The sequence below is a fragment of the Mitsuaria sp. RG genome (genome assembly GCF_028369275.1).
Lineage (GTDB): Bacteria > Pseudomonadota > Gammaproteobacteria > Pseudomonadales > Pseudomonadaceae > Aquipseudomonas > Aquipseudomonas peradeniyensis.
Genome location: NZ_JAQMYQ010000029.1, coordinates 21,472 through 46,934, shown reverse-complemented (window position 1 = coordinate 46,934; position 25,463 = coordinate 21,472). Strand labels below are relative to the sequence as shown.

The window sequence follows — 25,463 nt, the reverse complement described above, 5'->3', positions numbered from 1 at the left end:
ACGGACTACCTGAAATGAAGAAATGCTGAACCTTCAGGTGTTGTTTACTGGGGCTTCATCGTAATGCGCAACAAATATGTTGTCCGCGATTGGCCACGCAACGAGGTGACTAAATGAATTTCGATTATCCGGTGAACGTGCACCGTGATGCAGGCAGTGTCTGGATCAGTTGCCCGGATATTCCCGAGATGGCCAGTGCGGGGGATACGCTCGATGAGGCGCTGTTCGATGCCGTGGATGGCCTGGAATCGGCGCTTTCACTGTACGTGGAGCGGCGGGTCGCCATTCCGTTGCCTACGTCATTGCAATCGGCCGAGGCCGTTGTCAGGTTGCCGGCGCTGACCGCAGCTAAGGCGGCCTTGTGGAACACCATGATCGCCCAGAATGTGACCAAGACTGAAATGGCCCGACGGCTTGGCGTTAACCGACCGCAGGTGGATCGCCTGGTCGACCTGCTGCATCGCTCCAAGATCGAACAGGTCGAGCATGCCTTGCATGTGTTGGGGCAGCGCATCGAACTTGCAGTGGTGGCTGCCTGAGAGGGCTCCGGGAGCTTACCTCCTGGCGAAGCTTCTATTGCGGTCCATCCAGGGCTACCGCGGATGGGCCGCAATAGGACTTATTTGCCAGGCACCAGCGTCAACCGCTGGCTGCCATAGGCACGGGCAAAGTTCTGTGGTTGCAGCGGCAGGCTAGTGAAGCGACCCTTGAACCAGGCATCGAGCCCGTCGCTGTAGTGGCGGCTGACCGGGTTGCCGGACTGGCCGTTGCTGGTCAGTACCTGCAGCGGTTCTGCCTGGCCGAAGTCGACGATCATCCGCGCCGAGGCCGGTAGCTGGGTGTCGAAGTTGCTCCCCCAGGCAAAGGGCGTCAGGGCCAGGGTGCTGAAGTCGCCGCCCGCCGCCAGGGGCGCGCGGTCGAGCTTGTCGCCCAGGCCGTGGTAGGCCGGTGCCGGCCAGCGGTACTGGTGCAGCTTGCCCCATTGCCAGGCGCGGCGATCGGCGCCGAGCTGGGCGGTGCCGGTATCTACTGCGGCGGCCAGGCTGCGGGCGAGGATGGTCGGCTTGTCTTCTTTCTGCGGCGTGCCGCGATCATCCCAGAACGGACTGTCGTCGCGACCCAGCAGGTGATCGACCTGGGCGGAGTAGGACAGCTGGGCATTGCCGACGAAGGCCTGCCAGGCCGGGCTGGATTCCGGGCCCAGCTCGTCGAGGAAGGTCTGCCGGGTGACCGCCTGCAGGAACAGTTCATACAGCGCGGCATCGGCGGACACCTGGCTCAATCGGCCATCGAAGGCCTTGAGCCGGGCCAGGGCGTCGCGGGCCTTGTCGCGCTGCGCGGCGGGCAGGGCATCGATGGCCTGCTTGAGCGGCTGGGCCATGCCGGGGGCGTCGAACATCTGCTTGAGCTTGTCGGCCAGCAGCGTCACCTGGTCGTTCTGCAGCGCCATCAGGCTGCGGCTGTCGTGACGACCGTTGCCGGCCAGCTGGGCCATGCGCTCGGCGCGTTCGGGGTAGTACCAACTGCTCGACAGCTGCATGCCATAGCCCTTGGGCAGGCTGCGCTGGTTGGCGTGACCGATGAAGCCGGCGGGCGGATCCTGGTCGTAGGGGTGCAGCATCGCGTCGGCGTAGCCGTCCCAGTCATAGCGCCCGTCCCAGCCCGGCGAGGGCAGCAGGCCCTGGCCTTCGCGGCGGTTGGGGTAGCGGCCACTGACCTGCCAGCCGATGTGCTGCGGCTCGGCGAACACGAAGTTCAGCGCCGCCGCAGTGACCTCGCGGGTGCTGTCGAAGGCGCGTTCTATGTTCTGCGCACGGGTCAGGTCGAACAGCGCGTCGAGGCTGCGATCTTCCTTGAGCTGCGGCAGGTGCAGGGCCAGGGCCAGGCTGCCATGGCCCGGCAGCAGGGTGCCGTGACGGGTGTCGTACATCACCTCGCGCTGCGGGCGCTGGCCGCGCACGAAGAAGGTTTCGTTGCGTGCGCGGGCCTGCTGCCACTTGCCGTCGGCGAGGTAGCTCAGCTGGCTGCCCTGGCGGCGTACCTGCTCGAGGAACAGGTCCTGGTTGTCGGCCATCACCGCGCTGCTGCTCCAGGCCAGCTTGCCGTTGTAGCCGGCCAGCACGATCGGCAGGCCCGGCAGCGACAGGCCGGCGACCCGATACTTGGTGGTGTGGATCTGCACCGGGCTCAGCGCCCAGGCGGCGCGGCTGTCGCTGGCCAGCAGGCTATTGCCGCTGCGGCTACGCTGGGGCGCCAGGGCCAGGTTGGCCGAGCCGGGGGCGCCCAGCAGGCCGAGATCGGCCAGTTGCTGCCCGGCGGCGGTGAGTGCGCCGAGCCCCGGCAGCTGGCTGGCCAGGTTCACGCCTTTGAGTTTGTCGACCTCGCCTTCGGCCAGTGGCTCGTCGGGGGCGCCGGGCAGCAGCCAGGCGAGCTTGTCGGCACCGACCTTCTGCGCCAGGGTCAGGGCCGACAGTTCCTCCTGCAGGTTCACCGACTGGCTGAAGGCGTAGAGACTGAAGATCAGCGCCGAGTCCTCCGGTTTCCAGTATTCCGGGCGGTAGCCGCTGCGGGCGAGCTCGCCCGGCAGCTTGTCGCGGTAGCGGAACAGGTAGGCGTTGACCCCGCGGGCGTACACCTCGAAGAAGCGCTTCAGGCGCGGCGAGGCGTCGGCATAGAGCTGGCCGGCGCTTTGCTTGAGGTTGGCGGCGCGCATCAGGCGATCCAACTCCAGGGCGTCGGCCCCGGCCAGCTCGGCCAGGCGCCCCTGGGCCAGCAGGCGCATGGCGACCATCTGCTCGATGCGATCCCCGGCATGCAGGTAGCCCAGGCTGAACAGCGCGTCGTGGAAGCTGCTGCTTTCGATCAGCGGCGCACCCATCGCGTTGCGCCGAACCGAGACGTTCTGCGCCAGGCCCTTGAGCGGTTGCACGCCGGTCGTCGGCAGTACGCTGTCCTGGTGACCACCCATCTGGCAGCCGCCGAGCGCGAGCAGGCCAAGCAACGCGGCAGCATTGCCGAGGCGGAGAGGGAAGGGCGGAAGGACGGGGGCGGCCATGACTAGGCTCCTGCAGGGCGTGGCGGGGTTCTGAAAGGCGCTAAGGTAGTGAGCGCGCAGTCGCCGTGCAAGGTGCCGGGAAGCTTTATTTACCAGTGGTAGTGCTGGTACGTGCAGATCGCGGGTCAAGCCCGCTCCCACGACTATTTGCCGGGGAGCGCGCTTGACCCGCAATGGTCTGCGTCGACGTCGATCAGGCGCCGTGGCACTTCTTGAATTTCTTCTCGCTGCCGCACGGGCAAGGGTCGTTGCGGCCGACGTCCTTCAGGGCGTTGCGCACCGGCTCCTGGTGGCCGTGGTTGCAGTGCGGGCCGTGCACATGGCCATGGTCGTGGTCGTGGTGATGGTCGTGACCGTGGTTGCAGTCGGGGCCATGGACATGGGGTTGCTGGGTCATTGCGGGGTTACTCCGGTTGTAGATCGCCGGGGATTATCTCACCCCTTTGCGACAAGTGCAGGTCCCGATGGACGATCAGCCCGGTGGCCAGCTCGCCGCGCAGCTGGTATTGCAGTGGCTGGCCGCTCTTGAGCAGCTTCGCCAGGGGCTTGAGGTGCTGCCAGAGGTTGGTACGCACGGTGATCTTGAAGGTGCGCCGGGCCTGGCCGCCGACGCTACGCCACAGGCTTGCCTCGTCCTCGGCCAGGAGCAGGTCGCCCAGGCGCACCGAGTAGGCCAGGTGGCGGATGAACAGGCGGTCGTCGTTGGGGTTGTCGACCTGCAGGTGCAGGACAAACTCCTGCTGATGCAGGCGCATCTTCACAGGCTCCACCTCAAGCAGGTGCAGCTGTGGCTCGCGCCAGGTGTCGCTGCCCCAGCTGGCGCAGCCCGCCAGCCAGCCCAGCAGCAGGCCAAGTGTGAGCAGGCGGGCCAGGGGGCGCATGTTCAACTACCGAGGTAACTGGCGCAGCATTTCTTGAACTTCTGCCCGCTGGCGCAGGGGCAGGGATCGTTGCGACCGGCCTTGAGCGCCACGGTCGGGTCGATGAAGTACCAGCGTCCGGCATGCTGGACGAATGCCGAGCGCTCGCGGTGCCGGTGGTCGCCTTCCAGGTCGTGCCAGCGCGCGGTGAAGGTGACGAAGGCGTGTTCGGGTTGCCCGCCCAGTACCTCGGCGCTTTCCACCTCCAGCCCCAGCCAGGTGCTCTGCGCGCTCCACGCCGACATGGCCGTGCGATCAAGGTCGGCCTGCTGGGCCGGCAGGGTGGTGTCGACCAGGTAGTCCACCAGGCCCAGCACGTAAGCGCTGTAGCGCGAACGCATCAGGGCCTGGGCGTCCGGCGCCGGGGTGCCGCTGTGATAATGCCCGCAGCAGGCGTCGAGCAGGTTGCCGCTGCCGCAGGGGCAGATCGAGACACTCATCCAGTCACCACCAGTACTTGCCGAAGTTTTCAGGGTTGGCCCAGAACTTCGCATTGAGCCAGTCCGGGACCTGCTTGTAGTCATGCAGATCATAGGTGAACAGGCTCAACACCTGTTCGTCGCGCTGGAATTTCTCGCTGGCCGAGAGCGCCAGCGAATAGAAGTCGGTGTCCTGCCAGCCGCAGGCGTTCAGGTCCGCCAGCACCGCGACACGGCTCGCATTGAGGTTGCGGATGCCGCCCAGCAGCTCCAGGCCGGTGCGCTTGGGCAGGTGCTCCAGGCAGTCGACCAGTACCGCCAGATCGAAGCGTCGGGATGCTTGTTCGGCGGGAAGCGGGCCGGGTGCGGCGACCTCGATCCGGGTCTCGGGATGGGCGGCGCTGAAGGCCTCCAGGGCCGGGAAGCGGCTGCCCACCAGCAGCAGGTGGCGCGGGGTGAAGCGATCAAGCAGGGCGGCCAGGGCCTGCTGCGGCGTGCGTTGTGAGAAAACCTCGGTCATTGCCATTCCTCGTTCAGGTCGCTCAAGACTAGCGGTCCTGGGCGATCGGGCAAAGAGGCGCGTCGCCACGTCGTGGCTTATTGCTGGCAGAGCGGTAATCGCCGGTCTTTACTCCCAGAGCATCGGTAATGCACCGATTCCCCCTAGGAGAAGCAACAAGATGAGCATAGTACGCACAGCGATACCCCTGGTTCTGCTCACCAGTGTGTTGACTGGTTGTGCAGGTTTGCAAAAAACCGACTGGCCGAAGTGTGCTGCCGTCGGGGGCGTGGGCGGCGCGGCCCTGGGCGCGATCGAAAGCTCCAGTTGGGCCGGCTGGGGCGCGTTGCTCGGTGGCGGCCTGGCGGCTGGCTATTGCTGGGCCCACGGCGATGGCGACGAGGACGGCGATGGCGTGCCGGACAGCCGCGACAAGTGCCCTGGCACCCCGCGAGGCGTGCAGGTCGATGCCAACGGTTGCCCGCCTGAGCCGGCGCCGGTGGTCGAGGAAGTGGTGGTGCAGAAGGAAGAAGTCATCGTCATCCGTGACGTGCGTTTCGAGTTCGACTCGGCGCGCCTGACCGCCACTGACAAGGAGCGCTTGAACACCATCGCGACACGCCTCAAGCAGGAAGCCCCGGGCGCCCGCCTGAGCGTTTCCGGCCACACTGACAGTGTCGGTTCCGACAGCTACAACCAGAAGCTGTCCGAGCGTCGTGCCCAGTCCGTGACCAACTACCTGGTCGAAAGCGGTGTACCGCGTGCGAGCTTTGTCTCGGTGGTGGGCGCTGGCGAGACTCAGCCTGTGGCCGATAACGCCACCGCCGACGGCCGTGCCATGAACCGCCGCACCGAGATCAAGATCCAGCGTTGAGTGCCGTGCGCCCGCGCCTTGAGAAGTGGCGCGGGCGCGTCTTTACTCCTGTGTGACCGGTAGCGGCCGGTGACACAGGAGCAATCACCATGCGTGTTTTGTCGAAAGCGGCACTGCCGTTGCTGGTGGCCACAAGCCTGCTTACAGGCTGCGCCACCCACAGCGATGGCAGCGCGCCCCTCAATCAAAGGACCTGGCCCATCTGCAGCCTGCTTGGCGGACTGGTCGGCGGCGGCCTGGGCGCCATCGAGAGTTCCACCTGGGCGGCTGGTGCCGGTGTTGCCGGTGCGATTGCCGGTGGCCTGATCTGCTATGCCCAGGATGGCGACGAGGATGGCGATGGCGTATTCGACCGCCGCGACCGCTGCCCGGATACTCCGGCAGGCACCCAGGTCAATCACATGGGCTGCCCGTTGCCGCAGTATCCGGCATCGGCGCCACCACCTGAGCCGGCGGCAACCCCGGAGGTGATCACCCTCGATGACCAGGGCCAGGTGCTGTTCGCCTTCGACTCCGCCGAGCTGACCCAGGGCGCCCAGCAGCGCCTGCAAGGTTTGTTGCCCAAGCTCAACGAGCCCGGCGTGGCCAGTGTCAAGGTTCTCGGATTCACCGACAGCGTGGGTTCGGACGCCTACAACCAGCGCTTGTCCGAGCGCCGCGCCAGCGGTGTTGCCGAGTACCTGATCAGCCAGGGGCTGGCGCCGAACAAGGTGACCAGCCAGGGTCGCGGAGAGAGCGAGCCGGTGGCCGACAACGACACCGACGAGGGCCGCTCGCGCAACCGTCGGGTGGAACTGCACCTGAACTGACCCCTCTGGCGCATACCTCGGCAGTAGGGTTACTGTTGTTGGCGCGGTCCGCTCGAACGGGCCGCGCCGACATAACAACAATCGGGGGCCGGACATGAAGTTCATCCTGGGCCTGGGCAAGGCTCTGACGGTGGCGTTCTGGGGCGTGGTGCTGTTCAACCTGTTCATGCCGCAGCCGTTGCCGCTCAATCTGCTGATCAATGCCGCGGGTATCGTCCTGCTGTCGCTGCATGCGCTGGAGGTGCTGTTCTTCAATGGCAGCCTGCGCGGGCGCAGCCATCGCTGGTTCGACCGCCTGCAGATCCTGCTGACCGGTATCTTCCATGTCATGTCCATCCCCCGTCCGCAGGAGGCGTCGAGCCATGCGTAAATTGATGTTGCTGGCCGCACTGGCCAGCCCCCTGGTCCAGGCCGAAAGCCTGGAGGTCGCCGCCCATTCGATGCTGCGTCTGCCCAACAAGGCGGCCAGCGTGCACCTGGAGCAGTTGCGGGTGGCCGACTCGGCGACGTTGCTGCTGCCGGCCACGCTTACCGAACTGAAGATCGACCGGCTCGAGCTGGGGCGTGATGCGCGGATCGCCATTGCGCCGGCCGAGCGGGACCTGAGTATCGAGGCTTTGAGTGCCTACCTGGGCGAAGGCAGCGAGTTCAGCGCGCCCGGGGCGCCCGGGACCTATGAACGTGCCGCGCGGCCGGGGCGTAACCTGGATCTGCGGTTGCAGGCGCTGGAGGCGGATCGGCTGTCGATCGATGCCCGGGGTGGGGCTGGGGCGCCTGGGTATGTCGGGCTCGATGGGGCCAATGGCAAGCCCGGGGGGTGTACCTGGGGGCAGGCCAGCCGGGGGGCCAATGGTGATGATGGTGGCAATGGGCACGATGGTGCTGCCGGTGGGCGGGTTCGTCTGGCGGTGCCTGAAGGGTTTGCGCAGGAGCGGATTGTGGTGCGGCTTGATGGTGGGGCGCCGGGGAAGGCGGGGGCTGCTGGGAAGGCTGGTTTGGGTGGGGCCAGTAAGGGGTGTCTGGTTTATCGGACTGATGCTGGGGGGAATGGGCGGCCTGGGCAGGCCGGGCAGCCTGGGTTGGCTGGGGGCTCGGGGGAGTTGATTCTTCAGCGGCTTTGAGTTTTCTGGGTTAGTGTTGTTTGGTTGTTTGGTTGTTTTGGTTGGTGTTGAGAGTTGTATGTGCATTCATTTGCGATGTTGACGCTTATTCACCTTTCCGCCCTTACGGCGGGTAACTTTTTGAAGGATCAAAAAGTCACCAAAAAATCCTCGCTCCATTCATCCGGCCCTACGCTTCGCTCCGGGTTCCCTCACTCCGGCCTTGCTCCCGGGAGGACCGCGCTGCAGGGCCCATCCTGGGCCCCAGCGCTTGACGGGCATCCATGCCCGTCACCTCCCTTCGCAAGGCCTGCGTTCGGCCTCCTGAAGTCGCGAAGTTACGGGCGGCGCCTGAACTAGCGCAGCTGTCGCTAGTTGAAATTTAATTAATCTCTCGATCGCATCGCGGGGCAAGCCCGCTCCTACACGACAGTCGCCGTTATATATAACCCTGTAGGAGCGGGCTTGCCCCGCGAATGGGCCGGAACAGCCAATATATAAATAACTGTAAAACAAATAACTTCGCATCTCTTGCTCTTGCTCTTGCTTCTAAACGCGGAATAGTCCAGGCGCCGCCAATTGCGACTTCAGGAGGCCGAGCGGAGTTCTTGCGAAGGGAGGTGACGGCCATGGATGGCCGTCAAGCGCTGCGCCCCAGGATGGGGCGTTCAGCGCGGTCCTCCCGGGAGCAAACAATGGCGTGAGGGAATCCCGCCACGAGCGGGACGGATGAACGGAGCGGAACGGTTTTGCCTACTTTTCCCTAGAGATAAGTAGGTCGCCGTAAAGGCGAAAAGGTGACTAAATGTCGACATCACCTACGAATGCGCATACAAAAACCAAAACAATCACCAAGGAACCCGAACCCCTCAAACCCAAACCCGCGAACTAGCCACCCCCACCACCAAAACCCCAATCAACAAATTAACCCCCACCAACCGCCGAATCCGCCCCAGCACCCCAGCCCCCGAAGCCCAATCCCCAGCCTCCACCGCCGCCCGCAGTTCAGGCAACAACAAAGACTGAACCCGCATGAACAACGCAAACATGACAATCCCCCCGCCAATCATCACCTGCACGTAACGAGGCGCGGTCTCGAACCCGGCAAACCGCAGGTGAATCATCCCGACCCCGCTGACAGCCAACACCGCCACCGCCAGCCAGACCCATCTGAAGAACCGCTGGAAAACCTCCACCCACAACCGCAGCCGCGCAGGCCCCTCCAGCGCGACAACCGTTGCCGGCCGCAGCACCAGCCAGGCGAAGAACATCCCCCCGACCCAGACGAGGGCAGCCAGGACATGCAAGGTGTAGGGCAGGGCAAAGGCAAGCATCCGGATCTCCATGCGGCACAAAGGGCAATAGCGGGGTATGATAGCCGGCCCATGCGAAACACTGAAAATATATCCAGCCCTCCGGGCGCCTGCAGACCATGATCAGCAACGAACTCAAAGCCACCATCCAGGGCGCCTACTCGCGTTTCCTCGAAGCCAAAAGCCTCAAGCCACGCTACGGTCAGCGCCTGATGATCGCCGAAGTGGCCAAGGTGCTCGGCGACATCGCCTGCGACGACGACGGCCGCCGTGCCGGTGAGCCCGCCGTGGTGGCCGTCGAGGCCGGCACCGGCACCGGCAAGACCGTCGCCTACAGCCTGGCCGCAATCCCCGCCGCCAAGGCCGCCGGCAAGCGCCTGGTGATCGCCACCGCGACCGTGGCCCTGCAGGAGCAGATCGTCTTCAAGGACCTGCCCGACCTGATGCGCAACAGCGGGCTGAACTTCAGCTTCGCCCTGGCCAAGGGGCGCGGGCGCTACCTGTGCCTGTCCAAGCTCGACGTCCTGCTGCAGGAAGGCCATGCCCAGTCGGCCACCGCCCAGCTGTTCGAGGAGGAAGGCTTTCGCATCGAGGTCGACGAGCGCAGCCAGAAGCTGTTCAACAGCATGATCGAGAAGCTCGCCGGCAACCGCTGGGACGGTGACCGCGACAGCTGGTCGGAGGCTGTCGAAGACCAGGACTGGGCTCGCCTGACCACCGACCATGGCCAGTGCACCGGCCGACATTGCCCGAACTTCCAGCAGTGCGTGTTCTACAAGGCCCGTGAAGGCATGGGCAAGGTCGACGTGATCGTCACCAACCACGACATGGTCCTGGCCGACCTGGCCCTGGGCGGTGGCGCCGTGCTGCCCGATCCGCGCGACACCATGTACGTGTTCGATGAAGGCCACCACCTGCCCGACAAGGCCATCGGCCACTTCGCCCATTATTCGCGCCTGCGCTCCACCGCCGACTGGCTGGAGCAGACCGCCAAGAACCTGACCAAGCTGCTGGCCCAGCATCCGTTGCCGGGCGACCTTGGCAAGTACATCGAGCAGGTTCCGGAGCTGGCGCGTGAGGTCCGCACCCAGCAGCAGTTCATGTTCACCCTCTGTGAGCAGGTGGCGGATTTCCGCGCCGGCGAGGACATGGAAGGCCGCGACCGCCCGCGCTACCGTTTCGAAGGTGGCGTGGTGCCGGAGCAGATCCGCGAAGTCGGCATCGAGCTCAAGAAAGGCTTCGCCCGCCTCAACGACTTGTTCACCCGCCTGGCCGACCTGCTCAAGGAAGGCATGGACGGCGAGAACAACATCGGGATTGCCAGCCACCAGGCCGAGGAGTGGTACCCGCTGTTCGGCAGCCTGGTGACCCGCGCCCAGGGTAACTGGGAACTGTGGACCGCCTTCACCGCCGAAGACCCGGAAGACAATCCGCCCATGGCCCGCTGGCTGACCTTGGCCGAAAGCGGCGCGCTGTTCGACATCGAGGTCAATGCAAGCCCCATCCTGGCCGCCGAGATGCTGCGCAAGAGCCTGTGGAACGTCGCTTATGGCGCCCTGGTGACTTCGGCGACGCTCACTGCCCTGGGCAAATTCGACCGTTTCCGCATGCGTTCGGGCCTGCCCCGCGACGCGGTGCAGTGCGTGGTGCCCAGTCCGTTCGTGCATGGCGACGCCGGCCTGCTGCGGGTGCCGGACCTGGGCGCCGACCCGCGGGACGCAACGGCCCATACAGCGGCGATCATCCGCGAGCTGCCGGGCATCGTCGAGGACGCGCGTGGCGCACTGGTGCTGTTCTCCTCGCGCAAGCAGATGCAGGACGTGTTCGATGGCCTGGACCGCGACTGGCGCAAGCTGGTGCTGATCCAGGGCAACCTGTCCAAGCAGGAGACCCTGAACAAGCACAAGGCGCGGGTCGACGACGGCCAGCACAGCGTGCTGTTCGGCCTGGCCAGTTTCGCCGAGGGTGTCGACCTGCCGGGTGCCTACTGCGAGCACGTGGTGATCGCCAAGATCCCCTTCGCCGTGCCGGATGATCCGGTCGAGGCCGCGTTGGCCGAGTGGATCGAGGCCCGTGGCGGCAACCCGTTCATGGAAATCGCCGTACCCGACGCCTCGCTGCGCCTGATCCAGGCCTGCGGACGGCTGCTGCGCACCGAGCAGGACCGAGGCGTCATCACCTTGCTCGACCGCCGTCTGGTCACGCAGCGCTACGGCAAGGCTATCCTCAATGCGCTGCCACCGTTCCGACGGGAAATCGGCTGAGCGTCGGAGCAAGACGCACATCCCGTTGTCCATTACTCGATTGTGAGCCCATGACGGGCTCCGAAGGAGAGTCACCGCCCTATGATCCGCCGCACCCTGCCTGTCGTGTTCTCCCTGTTGTTCAGTGCGCCCTTGCTGGCCGGGCAACAGACGCTGTTCAGTTTCGTGCGCCCGGCCTCGGTGGTGAATGTCGTCACCCAGGACGCCAGCCTGCCGCAGTACAACGCGGAACAGACAGCCGAAGGCGAAGTGTTGCGGCGGGTGGTGTTCAACCCGGTGGCGCAGCCGACCCTGCGCCTCGCACCGCAAGGCGGAGCGTGGGACTGGAGCACCGGCCAGGCACTGACCCTGCGCCTGCAGAGCGGGATGGACTGGGCGCTGACCGTCGATGTGACGGTGCAAAGCAGCGACGGGCGCACCCTCACCAGCCGTATCGATCTGCCGGCTGGGCCCGCACAGACCGTGATGATTCCGCTCAAGGCCAGTTCACCATTGAGCCGGGGCATGCGCGCCGGGCCTCCGATGCCCTGGACTTTCGAAGGACAGCGCCTGCTGCTCACCAGCAGCGAAGGTGCGGTGGACCTGGCGCAGGTCACTTCGGTCAGCCTGAGCATTCCCGGCCCCAAGGTGGCCCAGAGCCTGCTGATCGAGAAGGTCGGCCTGCAGGATGACGACCAGGCGTTCAAGGCTGCCTACAGCGAATTGATCGATGCCTATGGGCAATCGACCCGTGGCCGCTGGCCGGAGAAGATCGTCGGTGATGAGCAGCTCAAGGCCGCCGACAACCGCGAACAGGCATTGCTCAAAGCCTGGTTGGCTGAGCGCGAAAAACTCAAGCTGGACACCTATGGCGGTCTGCTCGCGGGGCCGGCCTTCGAAGCCAAGGGCTTCTTCCGCACCGAGAAACGCGACGGGCGTTGGTACCTGGTGACGCCGGACGGGCATCCGTTCTATTCGCTCGGCGTCAATGCCGTTGCCGCCGATGGTGGGCGCACCTATGTTGCCGGTCGCGAAGGCATGTTCAAGGGTTTGCCGGGCGAAGGCGATGCGTTGACTGCCTTCTACGGCGAAGGCAACAACGACGACGGCAATGCCTCGTCCCAAGGCCGGGGATTCAAGCAAGGGCGCTGGTTCGATTTCTATGCGGCCAACCTGCAGCGCACGTACGGCAAGCCTTGCCCGCAGGATGGCACGGCCTGCCCGGCGCCGGCCCTGGACGAACTGCGCTGGCAGGCCCACACCCTGGATCGCCTGCAGGCCTGGGGCTTCAACACACTCGGCAACTGGAGCGACCCGGCGCTCGCTCAAGCCAGGCGCCTGCCGTTCACCTTGCCGCTGTCGATCGTTGGTGACTACGCCAGCATCAGCACCGGCATGGATTGGTGGGGTCGCATGCCCGACCCTTTCGACCCGCGCTTCGCCATGGCCACTGAGCGCGCCGTGGCCATCGCCGCCCGGGATCACCGCGACGACCCCTGGCTGATCGGTTACTTCGCCGACAACGAACTGGCCTGGGCCGCCCCCGGCGACGACCCCAAGGCACGCTACGGCCTGGCCTATGGCACCTTGCGCCTGACCACCGATGTGCCGGCCAAGCGTGCCTTCCTCAAGCAGTTGCGCGACAAATACCGCAACCAGCAAGGGTTGTCGAAGGCCTGGGGGATCGAGCTGGCCGCCTGGGAGTTGATGGAAGACCCAGGGTTCGAGGCGCCATTGCCCAATCCGGAGCACCCGGAAATCGAGCGCGACTACCAGTATTTCCAGCAGGTGTTTGCCGAAACCTATTTCAAGACCATTTCCGATGCCCTGAAATGGCATGCGCCCAACCATCTGCTGCTGGGCGGGCGCTATGCGGTCAGCACGCCCGAGGCGGTGAAGGCCTGCGCCAGGTTCTGCGATGTGCTGAGCTTCAACTTCTATACCTTGAAGCCAGATGACGGCTATGACTTCGCCCGTTTGGCCGAGCTGGACAAGCCGGTGCTGGTCTCGGAGTTCCAGTTCGGCTCCCGCGATCGCGGTCCGTTCTGGCCCGGCCCGCTTGAAGTGGCCCGCGAGGAGGATCGGGGCCCGGCCTATGCCAACTTCCTCAAGGCCGCCATGGCCCAACCGATGATCGTCGGCGCGCACTGGTTCCAGTATCTCGACCAACCGGCCAGCGGCAGGCTGCTGGATGGCGAAAACGGCCACCTGGGCCTGGTGGCCATTACCGACGTGAGCTACCCGGGCTTCGTCGAAACCGTGCGCCGGAGCAACCTGCAGATCCTCACGCAGCTACGCACCGAACTGGACAAGCCCGCCCCCAAAAAATGAGCGCTGTCCCTGGGAGCGCTTTCGTGGGAGCGGGCTTGCCCCGCGATAGCGTTCCATCAGGGAACAAGGACGCCCCTGACAACCACCCAGCCATATCCAGTTTGCAAATCGCCCAACTACTGAAACAATGCACCCCTTTGCAAGCCAGGTCGTACAGAGAGGTAGTCGGGTGCAGATCCAGGGTCACTATGAGCTGAAGTTCGAGGCGGTGCGCGATGCCTTCGCCGCGTTGTTCGAGGATCCCCAGGAACGTGGTGCCGCATTGTGCATCCAGGTTGGCGGCGAGACCGTGGTCGACCTGTGGGCCGGCAGCGCCGACAAGGACGGCCGCGAGGCCTGGCACAGCGATACCATCGCCAACCTGTTCTCCTGCACCAAGACCTTCACCGCCGTCACCGCCCTGCAACTGGTGGGCGAGGGCAAGCTGGCCCTCGATGCGCCGGTGGCACGCTACTGGCCGGAGTTCGCCCAGGCCGGCAAGGAGCAGGTCACCCTGCGCCAGCTGCTCAGCCATCGCGCCGGCCTGCCGGCCATCCGTGAGCTGCTGCCAGCCGAGGCGCTGTACGACTGGCAGACCATGGTCGATGCCCTGGCCGCCGAAGCGCCCTGGTGGACGCCCGGCAGCGAACACGGTTATGCGGCGATCACCTATGGCTGGCTGATCGGTGAGCTGATCCGCCGCGCCGACGGTCGCGGCCCCGGCGACTCGATCGTGGCCCGAACCGCCCGGCCATTGGGGCTGGATTTCCATGTTGGCCTGGCGGACGACGAATTCCACCGCGTGGCGCATATCGCCCGCGGCAAGGGTAACCCCGGCGATGCCGCGGCCCAGCGCCTGCTGCAGGTCACCCTGCGCGAACCCGAGGCCCTGTCCACCCGGGCCTTCACCAACCCGCCGGCGATCCTCACCAGCACCAACAAGCCCGAATGGCGGCGCATGCAGCAGCCGGCGGCCAATGGCCACGGCAACGCCCGCAGCCTGGCGGGCTTCTATGCCGGCCTGCTCGACGGCAGCCTGCTGGAGTCCGAACTGCTTGACGAACTCACCCGCGAGCACAGCCTCGGCCAGGACCGCACCCTGTTGACCCAGACCCGCTTCGGCCTGGGCTGCATGCTCGACCAGCCGGAGCTGGCCAACGCCACCTTCGGCCTTGGCGCACGGGCGTTCGGCCATCCCGGTGCGGGCGGCTCGGTCGGTTTTGCCGATCCCGAACACGACGTGGCCTTTGGCTTCGTCACCAATACCCTGGGCCCCTACGTGCTGATGGACCCGCGCGCCCAACGCCTGGTGCGGGTCCTTGGCAGTTGCCTTTGATCGGGTAACGCGGGTATTGCCCGGACCCTTTGACTATCCTCAATGCCAACGCCTGACGCGTATGGGCAAAATTTCTTTCTATTTCATGGTGTATCGCTGATGTCTTCACATAAAACCTTAGCACTCGCCCTGTGCCTGGCCATGACCGGCTGCGCCAGCCATTCCCAGGACGCCGCCAAGGACAGTGGCTTGAACTGGTGGCCCTTCGGCACCGACAAGGTCGCCGACAAGGAAGTGAAGGAGGCCGTCGTCGAAAACGTCGCCAAGGCTGATGCCAAGTCCGAAAGCGCCAGCCGCTGGTGGTGGCCGTTCGGTAGCGATGAGAAAAAGGACAAGGTCGCGGCGGTGCCGAAGATCGACCAGAAGGCCACCCAGGCCTGGCTCGACCAGTACGAGCCGAAGGTCCGCGAGGCGATCAAGGGCAGCAAGTTTGAACTCGAACGCCGTGAAGATGTGCTGGCGGTAACCATTCCGGTGGACAGCTCCTACAACCCGGACCGTCCGAACATGCTGCTGCCGGTCACCCTCGGCCCGATCACCCAGGTGGCCAAGGCCATCGAGACCGACACCAAGACCGCCGTGCTGGTGCTTGGCCACGCCGACAGCAGCGGCGCCACCGCCGCCAACCAGAAGCTCAGCCTCGAGCGCGCTGCTTCGGTGTCGGCGATCTTCCGTCTCAGCGGCCTGCAGCGTGACCGCCTGATGCTCAAGGGCATGGGCTCGGTGATGCCGCGCGCCGCCAACGACAGCGCAGAGGGCCGCGCCCTGAACCGCCGCGTCGAGCTGCTGCTGACCCCGCAGAACACCATGATCGCGCTGCTGGCCAAGTACCAGCAGGCCGCCCCGGCGCCAGCCCCGGCGGCAATGGTCGCCACCCAGGACGCCAAGGCCCCGGCGGCTAAACCAGCCGCCAAGGCCGCTGCCAAGCCAGCCGCGAAAAAGCCGGCCGCCAAGGCCAAGGCGCCTGCCAAGGCCAGCACCGCCGCGAAGAAGAAAGCCACTCCGGCCAAGCCCGCCGCGAAGAAGGCCGCCACCGACAAGAAAGTCGCCGCCAACAGCCCTGCGAAGACCAACTGATCGTCAAGGAAACGCAGTCATGACCCAATCCCTGGCCGATATGCGCCGCGACTACACCCGTGATGGCCTGGCTGAAGCCCAGGCCCCGGGGGAGCCGTTCGCGCTGTTCCACCACTGGTTCGCCGATGCGCTGAAGACCGAGCAGCTGCCGGTGGAAGCCAACGCCATGACCCTGGCGACCGTCGACGCCGATGGCCGTCCGCATTGCCGGGTGCTGTTGCTCAAGGCCCTCGATGCCCGAGGGTTCACGTTCTTCACCAACTATGAAAGCGCCAAGGGCCAGCACATCGCGGCGAACCCGTTCGCGGCCATGACTTTCTTCTGGCCGGCGCTGGAGCGTCAGGTGCGGATCGAAGGGCGGGTGGAAAAGGTCACGGCCAAGGAGTCGGATGACTACTACCAGGTACGTCCTTTAGGCAGCCGCCTGGGCGCCTGGGCGTCGCCGCAGAGCCGGGTGATTGCCGACCGCGAGGAACTGGAAGGGCTGGTCAAGGCCACCGAGGCGCGCTTTTCCGACACCCAACCGCATTGCCCGGAACACTGGGGCGGCTACCGCCTGGTGCCGGAGCGTGTCGAGTTCTGGCAGGGGCGTGCCAGTCGTCTGCACGACCGGCTGAACTTCCGGTTGGTCGATGGCCAGTGGCTGCGCGAGCGTTTGGCACCCTGACATCCAGGGCCGCTGCGCAGCCCATCGCGGCACAAGGCCGCTCCTACAGGGATCGCGTAACCCCTGTAGGAGCGGCCTTGTGCCGCGATGGGCTGCAAAGCAGCCCCAGCATTACCGATACCCCGCCGCCTCCCGCTCCAGCCACGCCGCCAACTCCTTGCGCCGCACCTTCTCCACCCGTGCCCGCTCCAGCAGCTTGAGCATGAAATCCCGCTTCGCCGGATCCTCCCCGGCCAGTGACAGCGCCAGGTCCCGGTCCATCCAGCGACGCATGCGCACATACAGCCACCCGTGAAAATACAGGCCGGCGATCGTCACCACGACGACGATGAAGTAATCCATGGCTATCCTTGGTCGAACGTAAAAGCCCGCCACACAGTCGGCGCAGGCTGTACCTGGGCTGAATGAAAACAATTTTATAACGTTTGCGCCGTGACACTTGTCAAGGCGCGGAGTCTAATGGACACCTGTCTTATGGAGATTGACCCATGCGTAAATCCGCTTTGCTGCTGGCCAGCTTCACCACCGTGTCGCTGCTGCTGGGCGGCTGCCAGTCGTCGCTGACCGGCGACAGCTACTCCCGTGATGAGGCCCGCCGCGTGCAGACCGTGCGCATGGGTACCATCGAATCCCTGCGTCCGGTGAAGATCGAAGGCACCAAGACCCCGATCGGTGGTGGTGCTGGCGCCATCGTCGGTGGCGTCGCCGGCAGCGCCATCGGTGGCGGCCGTGGCAGCGTCGTGGCTGCGGTGATCGGTGCCGTGGCCGGTGGTCTGGCCGGCTCTGCCGCCGAAGAAGGCCTGACCCGCACCCAGGGGGTCGAGATCACCGTGCGTGAAGACGATGGCAGCATGCGCGCCTATGTGCAGCAAGTGCAGCAGAACGAGGTTTTCCGCGTGGGCGAACGTGTGCGCATCATGACCGTCGATGGCACCAGCCGCGTCACTCACTGATTCCGGCTCATATAAAGAAACCCCGAACGGGCCAGGCCTGTTCGGGGTTTTCTTTTACCTGTAGCCGCGATGCGATTACAGGCCGAGCATGTCCCGCGCCACCGCCTCGGCGATACGGATGCCATCCACGCCGGCGGAGAGAATGCCGCCAGCGTAGCCCGCACCTTCGCCGGCCGGGAACAGGCCCTTGAGGTTGAGGCTCTGCAAGCTGGCATCACGGGTGATGCGCAGCGGCGACGAGGTGCGGGTCTCGATGCCGGTCAGCACCGCGTCGTGCAGGTTGTAGCCCTTGATCTGGCGGTCGAAGGCCGGCAGCGCCTCACGGATTGCCTCGATGGCGAAGTCCGGCAGGCTCGGGGCCAGGTCGCCCAGGGTCACGCCCGGCTTGTAGGACGGCTCGACGCTGCCCAGTGCGGTGGACGGACGGCCGGCGACAAAGTCACCCACCAGCTGCGCCGGTGCCTGGTAGTTGCTGCCGCCCATCACGTAGGCATGGGCCTCCAGGCGCTCCTGCAGCTCGATGCCGGCCAGCGGGCCGCCCGGGTAGTCGCGCTCGGGGTCGATACCGACGACGATGCCGGAGTTGGCGTTGCGCTCATTGCGTGAGTATTGGCTCATGCCGTTGGTGACCACGCGCCCCGGTTCGCTGGTGGCGGCGACCACGGTGCCGCCCGGGCACATGCAGAAGCTGTAGACCGAACGGCCGTTCTTGGCGTGGTGCACCAGCTTGTAGTCGGCGGCGCCGAGTTTCGGGTGGCCGGCGTACTTGCCCAGGCGCGCCTTGTCGATCAGCGACTGCGGGTGTTCGATACGGAAACCGACCGAGAACGGCTTGGCCTCCATGAACACGCCCTTGGCGTGGAGCATGCGGAAGGTGTCGCGGGCGCTGTGGCCCAGGGCAAGGACCACATGGCGCGAGTGCAGCTGTTCGCCGCTTTGCAGTACCACGCCTGTGAGCTGCTCGCCGTCCACCAGCAGGTCGGTGACCTTCTGCTCGAAGCGCACCTCACCGCCCAGGGTGATGATTTCCTCGCGCATCTTCTCGACCATGCTGGTCAGGCGGAAGGTGCCGATGTGCGGCTTGTTGATGTAGAGGATTTCGTCCGGGGCACCGGCCTTGACGAACTCTTCCAGCACTTTGCGACCGTGGTGGTTCGGGTCCTTGATCTGGCTGTACAGCTTGCCGTCGGAGAAGGTACCGGCGCCGCCTTCGCCGAACTGCACATTGGACTCGGGATTGAGCACGCTCTTGCGCCATAGGCCCCAGGTGTCCTTGGTGCGCTGGCGCACTTCCTTGCCGCGCTCGAGCACGATCGGCTTGAAGCCCATCTGCGCCAGCAGCAGCCCGGCGAAGATACCGCAGGGGCCGAAGCCGACCACGATCGGGCGCGCAGGCAGGTCGGCGGGGGCCTGGCCGACAAACTTGTAGCTGACGTCCGGGGCCACGCCGATCTTGCCGTCGCCTTCGAAGCGGCGCAGCAGTTCGTCTTCGTTGCTGGTTTCAAGGTCGATGGTGTAGATGAACAGCAGCTCGCTGTTCTTCTTGCGCGCATCGTAGCTGCGCTTGAACAGGGTGAAGCCGAGCAGTTGCTCATCGCTGATGCCCAGGCGCTGGACGATGGCGGCGCGCAATTCGTCGTCGGAGTGGTCCAGGGGCAGCTTCAGTTCGGTGATTCGTAGCATGGCAGGGTCCAGTATCCCGGCCATGGGCGGCCGGCGGCTTTACACAAACCGCCAAGTATAAGCTGTTAGCCGCCCCGACAGGCAGGATAAAAGCGCCTGGTGATCAGAGGTCGCGGGCGCCGCCGTAGTAGGCACAGCCCTGCAGGGTCTTGCCGTCGATGCGCAGTTCGGCCTTGAGGTGGCGGATGGCCCCGGTGGCGCCGTCGACGCAGCGTTGCGGCGCGACCCACAGCTCGACGCGCTGGCCATTGGCCTCGCTGGACAGGCTCAGGCCGCCGCCGGGCATTGCCTCTTCCAGGTAAGGCAGCGCCAGCGGATCCTGGCCGATGCGGTTGAGCACCATGCCCTTGCCGCTGGCCTTGATGTCCCAGTCCGGTTCGTGGCCGCCGGCACGCAGGGTCAGTTGCCTGAAGTTCGGGTCTTCGCAGCCGGAATATTCGGAGGTTTCGAGGCGGTACAGGCGGGTCACGTCAAGCTGGCCGTCGCTGCCGGCCTGCTTGCTGCCGGTCATGCGCGCGCGGACGTCGGCAAACAGCTTGTCACCGGCGTCGTCGGCCAGGTTGGCGGCTTCCTGCAGGATGCCGGTGGCGGCGGCGTCGTTGACGATGAAGCGGCGGCTTTCGCTGCAGGGCTTGAACAGCAGATGACCGCCGGCCGCGCTCAGTTCGCCTTGCATGCGGGTGGTGCCCAGGTTCGGGTCTACCGGTTTTTCGGCCAGCATCTGGCAGCCGGTGAACAGCGGCAGCAAGGCGGTGAGCAGCAGGGAAGGGGTGAGGCGCATGGGGCGGGCTCCGGGAGACTTTGCAGAATAACGGGCCACGGTACCGAGGCTGGGCGCTGATCACAAGTGGACCGTGTGTCGGCCCTTTCGCGGGTAAACCCGCTCCCACAGGTTCATCACCACCCTTGTATGCAGTGATGTACCTGTGGGAGCGGGCTTGCCCGCGAAGAGGCCGGCATAGGCGATATATTCCTGGCAGGCAGAAAAAAGGGCCTTGCGAAGGCCCTTTGATCATTCAACCCCCCAGATATGCGTCGCGCACCTTCGGATCGGTCAGCAACGCTTCACCGGTACCCTGCATCACCACCTTGCCGTTCTCCAGCACATATGCCCGGTCGGCGACCTTCAGCGCTTGGTTGGCATTCTGCTCCACCAGGAACACGGTCACGCCATCGCGGCGCAGCTGTTCGATGATGTCGAAGATCTGCTGGATGATGATCGGCGCCAGGCCCAGGGACGGCTCGTCGAGCAGCAGCAGCTTGGGCTTGCTCATCAGCGCCCGGCCGATGGCCAGCATCTGCTGCTCGCCGCCGGACATGGTGCCGCCGCGCTGGATGTAGCGCTCCTTAAGGCGCGGGAACAACTGCAGGACCTTGTCCAGTTGCTCCTGGTAGTCGCCCTTGTTGGTGAAGAAACCGCCCATGGCCAGGTTCTCCTCGACGGTCAGGCGCGAGAACACGCGGCGGCCTTCCGGCACCACCGCGATGCTCTTGCGCATGATGTGCGAGGACGGCTGGCCGACCAGTTCCTCGCCCAGGTACTTGATGCTGCCGCTGCTCGCCTGGGGCGAGCCGCAGAGGGTCATCAGCAGGGTCGACTTGCCGGCGCCGTTGGCACCGATCAGGGTGACAATCTCGCCCTGGTTGATCTCCACGTTGACGCTGTGCAGCGCCTGGATCTTGCCGTAGAAGGTGGAAACGTTCTCGAACTTCAGCATTTACGCCTCCCCCAGGTAGGCCTTGATCACATCAGGGTTGCCGCGAATCTCTTCCGGCGTGCCATCGGCCAGGGGCGTGCCCTGGTTGATCACCACGATGTGGTCGGAAATGCTCATCACCAGCTTCATGTCGTGCTCGATCAGCAGCACGGTCACGTTGTGGGATTCGCGCAGGTAGGCGATGAGGGCCTTGAGGTCCTCGGTCTCCTTGGGGTTGAGGCCGGCGGCCGGTTCGTCGAGCATGATGATCCGCGGTTGGGTCATCATGCAGCGGGCGATTTCCAGGCGCCGTTGCTGGCCGTAGGCGAGGGTGCCGGCGGTACGGTTGGCGAACTCGGTCAGGTTGACCTTCTCCAGCCAGTACTGCGCGCGCTCCATGGCCTCCTTCTCGCTGCGGCGGAAGCTCGGGGTCTTGAACAGGCCGGCGAAGAAGTTGGTGTTCAGGTGGCGGTGCTGGGCGATCAGCAGGTTTTCCAGCGCGGTCATTTCCTTGAACAGGCGCACGTTCTGGAAGGTCCGCACCACGCCCTTGCGGGCGATCTGATGGCCGGCCAGGCCCTGGATCGGCTGGCCGTCGAGCAGGATGGTGCCGCCGCTGGGCTTGTAGAAGCCAGTCAGACAGTTGAACACGGTGGTCTTGCCGGCACCGTTCGGGCCGATCAGTGCGACCACCTGTTTTTCCTTGACGGTCAGGCCCACGCCGTTGACCGCCAACAAGCCGCCGAAGCGCATGCTCAGGCCGCTGACTTGCAGAATTTCGCGGCTCATCGAGGCAGCTCCATGTGCGGACGTTGCATGGGCAGCAGGCCCTGCGGACGCCAGATCATCATCAACACCATCAGCGCACCGAACATCAGCATCCGGTATTCGCTGAACTCACGCATCATCTCCGGCAGCAGGATCATCACGATGGCCGCGAGAATCACGCCCAGCTGCGAACCCATGCCACCCAGCACGACGATGGCGAGGATGATCGCCGACTCGATGAAGGTGAACGACTCCGGTGTCACCAGCCCCTGGCGGGCGGCGAAGAAGCTGCCGGCGAAACCGGCGAAGCAGGCACCCAGGGTGAACGCCGAGAGCTTGATCACGGTGGGGTTCAGGCCCAGCGCACGGCAGGCGATCTCGTCTTCACGCAGCGCTTCCCAGGCGCGCCCGATCGGCATGCGCAGCAGGCGGTTGATGACGAACAGCGCCAGCAGTGCCAGCAGCAGGGCCACCAGGTAGAGGAAGATGACCTTGTTGATCGAGTTGTATTCCAGCCCGAAGAACTCATGGAAGGTCTGCATCCCCTCGGCGGCGCGGCGCTCGAAGGTCAGGCCGAAGAACTCAGGCTTGGGGATGTTGCTGATGCCGTTGGGGCCGCCGGTCCAGTCGGTGAGGTTGCGCAGGAACAGGCGGATGATCTCGCCGAAGCCCAGGGTCACGATCGCCAGGTAGTCACCGCGCAGGCGCAGCACCGGGAAACCGAGCAGGAAGCCGAAGGTGGCGGCCATCAGGCCGGCGATCGGCAGGCATACCCAGAAGCTCCAGCCCAGGTAGTGCGAGAGCATCGCGTAGCTGTAGGCGCCGACGGCGTAGAAACCGACGTAACCCAGGTCGAGCAGGCCCGCAAGCCCTACCACGATGTTCAGGCCAAGGCCCAGCAGCACGTAGATCAGGATCAGCGTGGCGATGTCGACCGCGCCGCGCGAGCCGAAGAACGGCCAGATCAGCGCCGCCACGATCAGCCCCATGATGACCCAGCGCTGGGTCTTCGGCAGGGTGAGGAAGTTGGTCACCGAAGGTGGAACCAGCTTGCGCTCCGAGCGGCGGCCCATCACCGCGCTCCACTGCTTGTCGAACAATACGCGCAGGAACATCAGCACCGAGCAAGCGGCGATGATGCTGATGGTGAACGAGCCCTGGCTGTGCACGATCAGGCTGATGCCGTCGATGCTGAGTTTCAGGCCCAGCACCGGGAAGGCCACGGCCCAGACCAGCAAGGCGCTGAAGAACGCCTGTTTGAGATTTCTGTTCATACTTTTTCAACCTCCGGGCGGCCCAGGATGCCGGTCGGCCGGAACAGCAGGACAAGAACCAAAAGACCGAATGCCACCACGTCCTTGTACTGGTCGCCGAAGATGTCGGCGCCGAACGCTTCGGCCACGCCCAGCACCAGCCCGCCGAGCATGGCGCCCGGGATGCTGCCGATGCCGCCCAGTACCGCCGCGGTGAAAGCCTTCAGGCCCACCAGGAAACCGGCGTTGGGGTTGATCACCCCGTACTGCATGCTCAGCAGCACGGCCGCCACCGCCGCCAGCGCGGCACCGATGACGAAGGTCAGGGCGATGATGTTGTTGGTGTTGATGCCCAGCAGGTTGGCCATCTTGATGTCCTCGGCGCAGGCGCGGCAGGCGCGGCCCAGGCGGGAACGGGAGATGAACAGGGTCAGGCAGGTCATGGCGACGAGGGTCACCACGAACACCAGGATCTGCATGTACGAGACCAGTACTTCCTCAGCGCCCCCCGGGCCGAACGAGAAGCTGCCGGGGATCAGGTTGGGGATGGACTTGTCTTTTGAGTCCTGCGACAGCAGGACAGTGTTCTGCAGGAAGATCGACATGCCGATGGCGGAGATCAGCGGGATCAGCCGGTTGCTGTTGCGCAGCGGCCGGTAGGCGACCCGTTCGATGCTGTAGCCGTAGGCGCTGGTGACGAAGATCGTGGCGACGAAAGCCACGGTCATCAGGATCGGCAACGAGTGAATGCCCATCATGGCCAGCCCGGCAAGGGCGATGAAGGCCACGTAGGAACCGATCATGTACACCTCGCCGTGGGCGAAGTTGATCATGCCGATGATGCCGTACACCATCGTGTAACCGATGGCGATCAGCGCGTAGGTACTGCCGATGGTCAATCCGTTAACCAGTTGTTGTAGGAAATGGTAGATCTCAGGCATTACAGCGCTCCTAAAAACCTGATTTGCATTTCTCTGGCGGGGGATGACCCCGGCCCATGTTCTCGTGGTCTACGCCACGTGATCTTGTGCGGGCACAACCAGGAAACCGCGGGTGACGGTTTTAAGATTTTCAGGTGAACCGGCTCCCGGATCACGGGAATCAGGTCCATAGAACCTCGTAAAACAAAGCCCACTGCTCGCACAGTGGGCTTCTCGGTCAGCTATTAGTCACGCAGTTACTGAGGGGAGACTTCGGTCTTCGGCTTGCCGAAGTGCCATTCGTAGACCACGAACTTGAAGTCTTTCAGGTCGCCCTTGGCGTCGTAGGACAGGTCGCCGGTCGGGGTCTTGAAGGTACCGGCGTGGATGGCGGCAGCCACCTTGTCGGTGTCTTCGGACTTGGCGGCCTTGATGCCTTCGGCGATCAGCTGGACAGCCGAATAGGCCGGGAACACGAACGGACCGCTCGGGTCCTTGCCGTCGGCCTTGATGGCGTCGACGATGGCCTTGTTCGCAGGGTCGGCGTCGAACGACTTCGGCAGGGTGACCAGCAGGCCTTCGGAGGCGCCCTGGGCGATCTGCGAGATGGAGTCGTTACCCACGCCTTCCGGACCCATGAACTTGGCCTTCAGGCCCTTCTCTTGCGCCTGGCGCAGGATCAGGCCCAGCTCTGGGTGGTAGCCGCCGTAGTAGACGAAGTCGACGTTGTTCTGCTTGAGCTTCTGGATGATCGAGGAGAAGTCCTTGTCACCGGCGTTCAGGCCTTCGAAGACGGCGACCTTGGTGCCTTTCTTCTCGAGGGTGGTCTTGACCGCGGTGGCGATGCCTTCGCCGTACTGCTGCTTGTCGTGCAGGACCGCGACGACCTTCGGCTTGACGTGGTCGGCGATGTAGTTGCCAGCGGCCGGGCCCTGGGCGCTGTCCAGGCCGATGGTGCGGAAGACCATCTTGTAGCCACGGCTGGTGATGTCCGGGGAGGTGGCGGCGGGGGTGATCATGATCACGCCTTCGTCCTCGTAGATGTCGGACGCAGGCTGGGTGGAGCTGGAGCACAGGTGGCCGATCACGTACTTGACGCCATCGTTGACCACTTTGTTGGCGACGGCCACGGCCTGTTTAGGGTCGCACGCGTCGTCGTATTCCTTGGCTTCGAGCATCTTGCCATCGACGCCGCCCTTGGCGTTGATGTCCTTGATGGCCTGTTTGGCGCCGACGAACTGCATGTCGCCGTACTGGGTCACCGGCCCGGTCTTGGGACCGGCGATGCCGATCTTGATGGTGTCGGCGGCAAACGAATGGCTGGCGACTCCGGCCAGAACCATCGCGGCAAACAGCTTGGAAATCTTGATCATAGTGCTCCACTCATTCTGTTGTAATTCTTATAGTCCTGAGGCCAGGGCTACAGACCGGGCGGGATTTCGGCCTGGCTACGCCATGCCGTAAGCCCACCTTCCCCCGGAACATGTCCCGGAACTGTACCGGTACAGTGTAGAGCGCTGTCCGAGCGCTTGAAAAGCGGGCGAAAAGCGTCTGTTTCGAGGGGTGT

25 protein-coding genes are annotated in these 25,463 nt (G+C 64.9%); 11 read left to right on the top strand and 14 right to left on the bottom strand.

The window, feature by feature from the left end; translation table 11 throughout:
• Positions 1-113 precede the first annotated feature (113 nt).
• Complete coding sequence (locus POF53_RS16890) at positions 114-539, top strand: type II toxin-antitoxin system HicB family antitoxin (RefSeq protein WP_203647746.1); 426 nt, start codon at positions 114-116, stop codon at positions 537-539.
• An 80-nt stretch (positions 540-619) separates the two neighbouring features.
• Here POF53_RS16890 and POF53_RS16885 read toward each other — a convergent pair whose 3' ends face one another.
• The 5 genes from POF53_RS16885 to POF53_RS16865 form a co-directional block, all read right to left on the bottom strand.
• Positions 620-3,055: a penicillin acylase family protein gene (locus POF53_RS16885; RefSeq protein WP_498968629.1), complete on the bottom strand. Its 2,436-nt coding sequence runs from the start codon at positions 3,053-3,055 to the stop codon at positions 620-622.
• 193 nt (positions 3,056-3,248) lie between these two features.
• Positions 3,249-3,452 carry an SEC-C metal-binding domain-containing protein gene (locus POF53_RS16880; protein WP_012313055.1) on the bottom strand — a complete coding sequence of 68 codons (204 nt, stop codon included), beginning with the start codon at positions 3,450-3,452 and terminating at the stop codon, positions 3,249-3,251.
• A 7-nt stretch (positions 3,453-3,459) separates the two neighbouring features.
• Positions 3,460-3,936 carry an LEA/WHy family protein gene (locus POF53_RS16875; RefSeq protein WP_498968626.1) on the bottom strand — a complete coding sequence of 159 codons (477 nt, stop codon included), beginning with the start codon at positions 3,934-3,936 and terminating at the stop codon, positions 3,460-3,462.
• Between the two features lie 2 nt (positions 3,937-3,938).
• Positions 3,939-4,415 (bottom strand): YchJ family protein, encoded by a 477-nt coding sequence (locus tag POF53_RS16870; protein WP_254464831.1) that lies wholly within the window; start codon positions 4,413-4,415, stop codon positions 3,939-3,941.
• 4 nt (positions 4,416-4,419) lie between these two features.
• Positions 4,420-4,914, bottom strand: coding sequence for a DUF6231 family protein (locus POF53_RS16865; protein WP_498968624.1), 495 nt, complete (start codon positions 4,912-4,914; stop codon positions 4,420-4,422).
• Positions 4,915-5,074: 160 nt separating this feature from the next.
• On the opposite strand from POF53_RS16865, the gene POF53_RS16860 reads away from it, so the two are divergent.
• The 4 genes from POF53_RS16860 to POF53_RS16845 all read left to right on the top strand — a co-directional run bounded on the left by POF53_RS16860 (position 5,075) and on the right by POF53_RS16845 (position 7,697).
• On the top strand, positions 5,075-5,767 hold the full coding sequence (locus POF53_RS16860; RefSeq protein ID WP_110738786.1) for a PA1041 family peptidoglycan-binding anchor lipoprotein: 693 nt from the start codon (positions 5,075-5,077) through the stop codon (positions 5,765-5,767).
• An 89-nt stretch (positions 5,768-5,856) separates the two neighbouring features.
• Positions 5,857-6,576, top strand: coding sequence for a PA1041 family peptidoglycan-binding anchor lipoprotein (locus POF53_RS16855; RefSeq protein WP_203647742.1), 720 nt, complete (start codon positions 5,857-5,859; stop codon positions 6,574-6,576).
• 94 nt (positions 6,577-6,670) lie between these two features.
• Entirely contained in the window at positions 6,671-6,946 is a 276-nt protein-coding gene (locus POF53_RS16850) for a DUF1145 domain-containing protein (protein WP_050704046.1), read from the top strand.
• Positions 6,939-7,697, top strand: coding sequence for a collagen-like protein (locus POF53_RS16845; RefSeq protein WP_203647741.1), 759 nt, complete (start codon positions 6,939-6,941; stop codon positions 7,695-7,697). Before POF53_RS16850 ends, POF53_RS16845 begins: the two co-directional genes overlap by 8 nt.
• 848 nt (positions 7,698-8,545) lie before the next feature.
• On the opposite strand, the gene POF53_RS16840 is transcribed toward POF53_RS16845, so the two are convergent.
• Complete coding sequence (locus tag POF53_RS16840) at positions 8,546-9,010, bottom strand: CopD family protein (RefSeq protein ID WP_498968620.1); 465 nt, start codon at positions 9,008-9,010, stop codon at positions 8,546-8,548.
• Between the two features lie 98 nt (positions 9,011-9,108).
• On the opposite strand from POF53_RS16840, the gene dinG reads away from it, so the two are divergent.
• The 5 genes from dinG to pdxH all read left to right on the top strand — a co-directional run bounded on the left by dinG (position 9,109) and on the right by pdxH (position 16,622).
• Positions 9,109-11,253: an ATP-dependent DNA helicase DinG gene (gene dinG / locus POF53_RS16835; protein ID WP_203647739.1), complete on the top strand. Its 2,145-nt coding sequence runs from the start codon at positions 9,109-9,111 to the stop codon at positions 11,251-11,253.
• A gap of 81 nt (positions 11,254-11,334) precedes the next feature.
• Complete coding sequence (locus POF53_RS16830; RefSeq protein ID WP_498968618.1) at positions 11,335-13,563, top strand: hypothetical protein; 2,229 nt, start codon at positions 11,335-11,337, stop codon at positions 13,561-13,563.
• A 169-nt stretch (positions 13,564-13,732) separates the two neighbouring features.
• Positions 13,733-14,878 carry a serine hydrolase domain-containing protein gene (locus POF53_RS16825; protein WP_234562502.1) on the top strand — a complete coding sequence of 382 codons (1,146 nt, stop codon included), beginning with the start codon at positions 13,733-13,735 and terminating at the stop codon, positions 14,876-14,878.
• 99 nt (positions 14,879-14,977) lie between these two features.
• Positions 14,978-15,955 carry an OmpA family protein gene (locus POF53_RS16820; RefSeq protein ID WP_498968616.1) on the top strand — a complete coding sequence of 326 codons (978 nt, stop codon included), beginning with the start codon at positions 14,978-14,980 and terminating at the stop codon, positions 15,953-15,955.
• 19 nt (positions 15,956-15,974) lie between these two features.
• Positions 15,975-16,622, top strand: a complete 648-nt coding sequence (gene pdxH / locus POF53_RS16815; RefSeq protein ID WP_203647735.1) for a pyridoxamine 5'-phosphate oxidase — start codon at positions 15,975-15,977, stop codon at positions 16,620-16,622.
• Between the two features lie 111 nt (positions 16,623-16,733).
• Here pdxH and POF53_RS16810 read toward each other — a convergent pair whose 3' ends face one another.
• Positions 16,734-16,964 carry a hypothetical protein gene (locus POF53_RS16810; RefSeq protein ID WP_028692125.1) on the bottom strand — a complete coding sequence of 77 codons (231 nt, stop codon included), beginning with the start codon at positions 16,962-16,964 and terminating at the stop codon, positions 16,734-16,736.
• 146 nt (positions 16,965-17,110) lie between these two features.
• On the opposite strand from POF53_RS16810, the gene POF53_RS16805 reads away from it, so the two are divergent.
• On the top strand, positions 17,111-17,575 hold the full coding sequence (locus POF53_RS16805; protein WP_050704227.1) for an outer membrane lipoprotein: 465 nt from the start codon (positions 17,111-17,113) through the stop codon (positions 17,573-17,575).
• Between the two features lie 75 nt (positions 17,576-17,650).
• Here POF53_RS16805 and POF53_RS16800 read toward each other — a convergent pair whose 3' ends face one another.
• The 7 genes from POF53_RS16800 to POF53_RS16770 all read right to left on the bottom strand — a co-directional run bounded on the left by POF53_RS16800 (position 17,651) and on the right by POF53_RS16770 (position 25,269).
• Positions 17,651-19,258: an NAD(P)/FAD-dependent oxidoreductase gene (locus POF53_RS16800; protein ID WP_232855818.1), complete on the bottom strand. Its 1,608-nt coding sequence runs from the start codon at positions 19,256-19,258 to the stop codon at positions 17,651-17,653.
• 103 nt (positions 19,259-19,361) lie between these two features.
• A complete protein-coding gene (locus POF53_RS16795; protein WP_203647734.1) occupies positions 19,362-20,039 on the bottom strand; it encodes a COG3650 family protein in 678 nt (225 codons plus the stop codon).
• A 235-nt stretch (positions 20,040-20,274) separates the two neighbouring features.
• On the bottom strand, positions 20,275-20,976 hold the full coding sequence (locus POF53_RS16790) for an ABC transporter ATP-binding protein (protein ID WP_203647733.1): 702 nt from the start codon (positions 20,974-20,976) through the stop codon (positions 20,275-20,277).
• Positions 20,977-21,744: a high-affinity branched-chain amino acid ABC transporter ATP-binding protein LivG gene (livG, locus tag POF53_RS16785; protein ID WP_084856089.1), complete on the bottom strand. Its 768-nt coding sequence runs from the start codon at positions 21,742-21,744 to the stop codon at positions 20,977-20,979. It abuts the gene before it with no gap.
• Positions 21,741-22,997 (bottom strand): high-affinity branched-chain amino acid ABC transporter permease LivM, encoded by a 1,257-nt coding sequence (locus POF53_RS16780; protein WP_028692120.1) that lies wholly within the window; start codon positions 22,995-22,997, stop codon positions 21,741-21,743. Before POF53_RS16780 ends, livG begins: the two co-directional genes overlap by 4 nt.
• On the bottom strand, positions 22,994-23,917 hold the full coding sequence (gene livH / locus POF53_RS16775; RefSeq protein WP_028692119.1) for a high-affinity branched-chain amino acid ABC transporter permease LivH: 924 nt from the start codon (positions 23,915-23,917) through the stop codon (positions 22,994-22,996). Before livH ends, POF53_RS16780 begins: the two co-directional genes overlap by 4 nt.
• A gap of 236 nt (positions 23,918-24,153) precedes the next feature.
• Positions 24,154-25,269 carry a branched-chain amino acid ABC transporter substrate-binding protein gene (locus POF53_RS16770; protein WP_186735311.1) on the bottom strand — a complete coding sequence of 372 codons (1,116 nt, stop codon included), beginning with the start codon at positions 25,267-25,269 and terminating at the stop codon, positions 24,154-24,156.
• Between the last annotated feature and the right edge of the window lie 194 nt (positions 25,270-25,463).

Excerpts from the sequence above, each read along its gene's own strand:
- POF53_RS16890 (WP_203647746.1), top strand. The coding sequence starts at position 114 with ATGAATTTCGATTATCCGGTGAACGTGCACCGTGATGCAGGCAGTGTC.
- POF53_RS16885 (WP_498968629.1), bottom strand. The coding sequence starts at position 3,055 with ATGGCCGCCCCCGTCCTTCCGCCCTTCCCTCTCCGCCTCGGCAATGCT.
- POF53_RS16880 (WP_012313055.1), bottom strand. The coding sequence starts at position 3,452 with ATGACCCAGCAACCCCATGTCCATGGCCCCGACTGCAACCACGGTCAC.
- POF53_RS16875 (WP_498968626.1), bottom strand. The coding sequence starts at position 3,936 with ATGCGCCCCCTGGCCCGCCTGCTCACACTTGGCCTGCTGCTGGGCTGG.
- POF53_RS16870 (WP_254464831.1), bottom strand. The coding sequence starts at position 4,415 with ATGAGTGTCTCGATCTGCCCCTGCGGCAGCGGCAACCTGCTCGACGCC.
- POF53_RS16865 (WP_498968624.1), bottom strand. The coding sequence starts at position 4,914 with ATGACCGAGGTTTTCTCACAACGCACGCCGCAGCAGGCCCTGGCCGCC.
- POF53_RS16860 (WP_110738786.1), top strand. The coding sequence starts at position 5,075 with ATGAGCATAGTACGCACAGCGATACCCCTGGTTCTGCTCACCAGTGTG.
- POF53_RS16855 (WP_203647742.1), top strand. The coding sequence starts at position 5,857 with ATGCGTGTTTTGTCGAAAGCGGCACTGCCGTTGCTGGTGGCCACAAGC.
- POF53_RS16850 (WP_050704046.1), top strand. The coding sequence starts at position 6,671 with ATGAAGTTCATCCTGGGCCTGGGCAAGGCTCTGACGGTGGCGTTCTGG.
- POF53_RS16845 (WP_203647741.1), top strand. The coding sequence starts at position 6,939 with ATGCGTAAATTGATGTTGCTGGCCGCACTGGCCAGCCCCCTGGTCCAG.
- POF53_RS16840 (WP_498968620.1), bottom strand. The coding sequence starts at position 9,010 with ATGCTTGCCTTTGCCCTGCCCTACACCTTGCATGTCCTGGCTGCCCTC.
- dinG (WP_203647739.1), top strand. The coding sequence starts at position 9,109 with ATGATCAGCAACGAACTCAAAGCCACCATCCAGGGCGCCTACTCGCGT.
- POF53_RS16830 (WP_498968618.1), top strand. The coding sequence starts at position 11,335 with ATGATCCGCCGCACCCTGCCTGTCGTGTTCTCCCTGTTGTTCAGTGCG.
- POF53_RS16820 (WP_498968616.1), top strand. The coding sequence starts at position 14,978 with ATGTCTTCACATAAAACCTTAGCACTCGCCCTGTGCCTGGCCATGACC.
- pdxH (WP_203647735.1), top strand. The coding sequence starts at position 15,975 with ATGACCCAATCCCTGGCCGATATGCGCCGCGACTACACCCGTGATGGC.
- POF53_RS16810 (WP_028692125.1), bottom strand. The coding sequence starts at position 16,964 with ATGGATTACTTCATCGTCGTCGTGGTGACGATCGCCGGCCTGTATTTT.
- POF53_RS16805 (WP_050704227.1), top strand. The coding sequence starts at position 17,111 with ATGCGTAAATCCGCTTTGCTGCTGGCCAGCTTCACCACCGTGTCGCTG.
- POF53_RS16800 (WP_232855818.1), bottom strand. The coding sequence starts at position 19,258 with ATGCTACGAATCACCGAACTGAAGCTGCCCCTGGACCACTCCGACGAC.
- POF53_RS16795 (WP_203647734.1), bottom strand. The coding sequence starts at position 20,039 with ATGCGCCTCACCCCTTCCCTGCTGCTCACCGCCTTGCTGCCGCTGTTC.
- POF53_RS16790 (WP_203647733.1), bottom strand. The coding sequence starts at position 20,976 with ATGCTGAAGTTCGAGAACGTTTCCACCTTCTACGGCAAGATCCAGGCG.
- livG (WP_084856089.1), bottom strand. The coding sequence starts at position 21,744 with ATGAGCCGCGAAATTCTGCAAGTCAGCGGCCTGAGCATGCGCTTCGGC.
- POF53_RS16780 (WP_028692120.1), bottom strand. The coding sequence starts at position 22,997 with ATGAACAGAAATCTCAAACAGGCGTTCTTCAGCGCCTTGCTGGTCTGG.
- livH (WP_028692119.1), bottom strand. The coding sequence starts at position 23,917 with ATGCCTGAGATCTACCATTTCCTACAACAACTGGTTAACGGATTGACC.
- POF53_RS16770 (WP_186735311.1), bottom strand. The coding sequence starts at position 25,269 with ATGATCAAGATTTCCAAGCTGTTTGCCGCGATGGTTCTGGCCGGAGTC.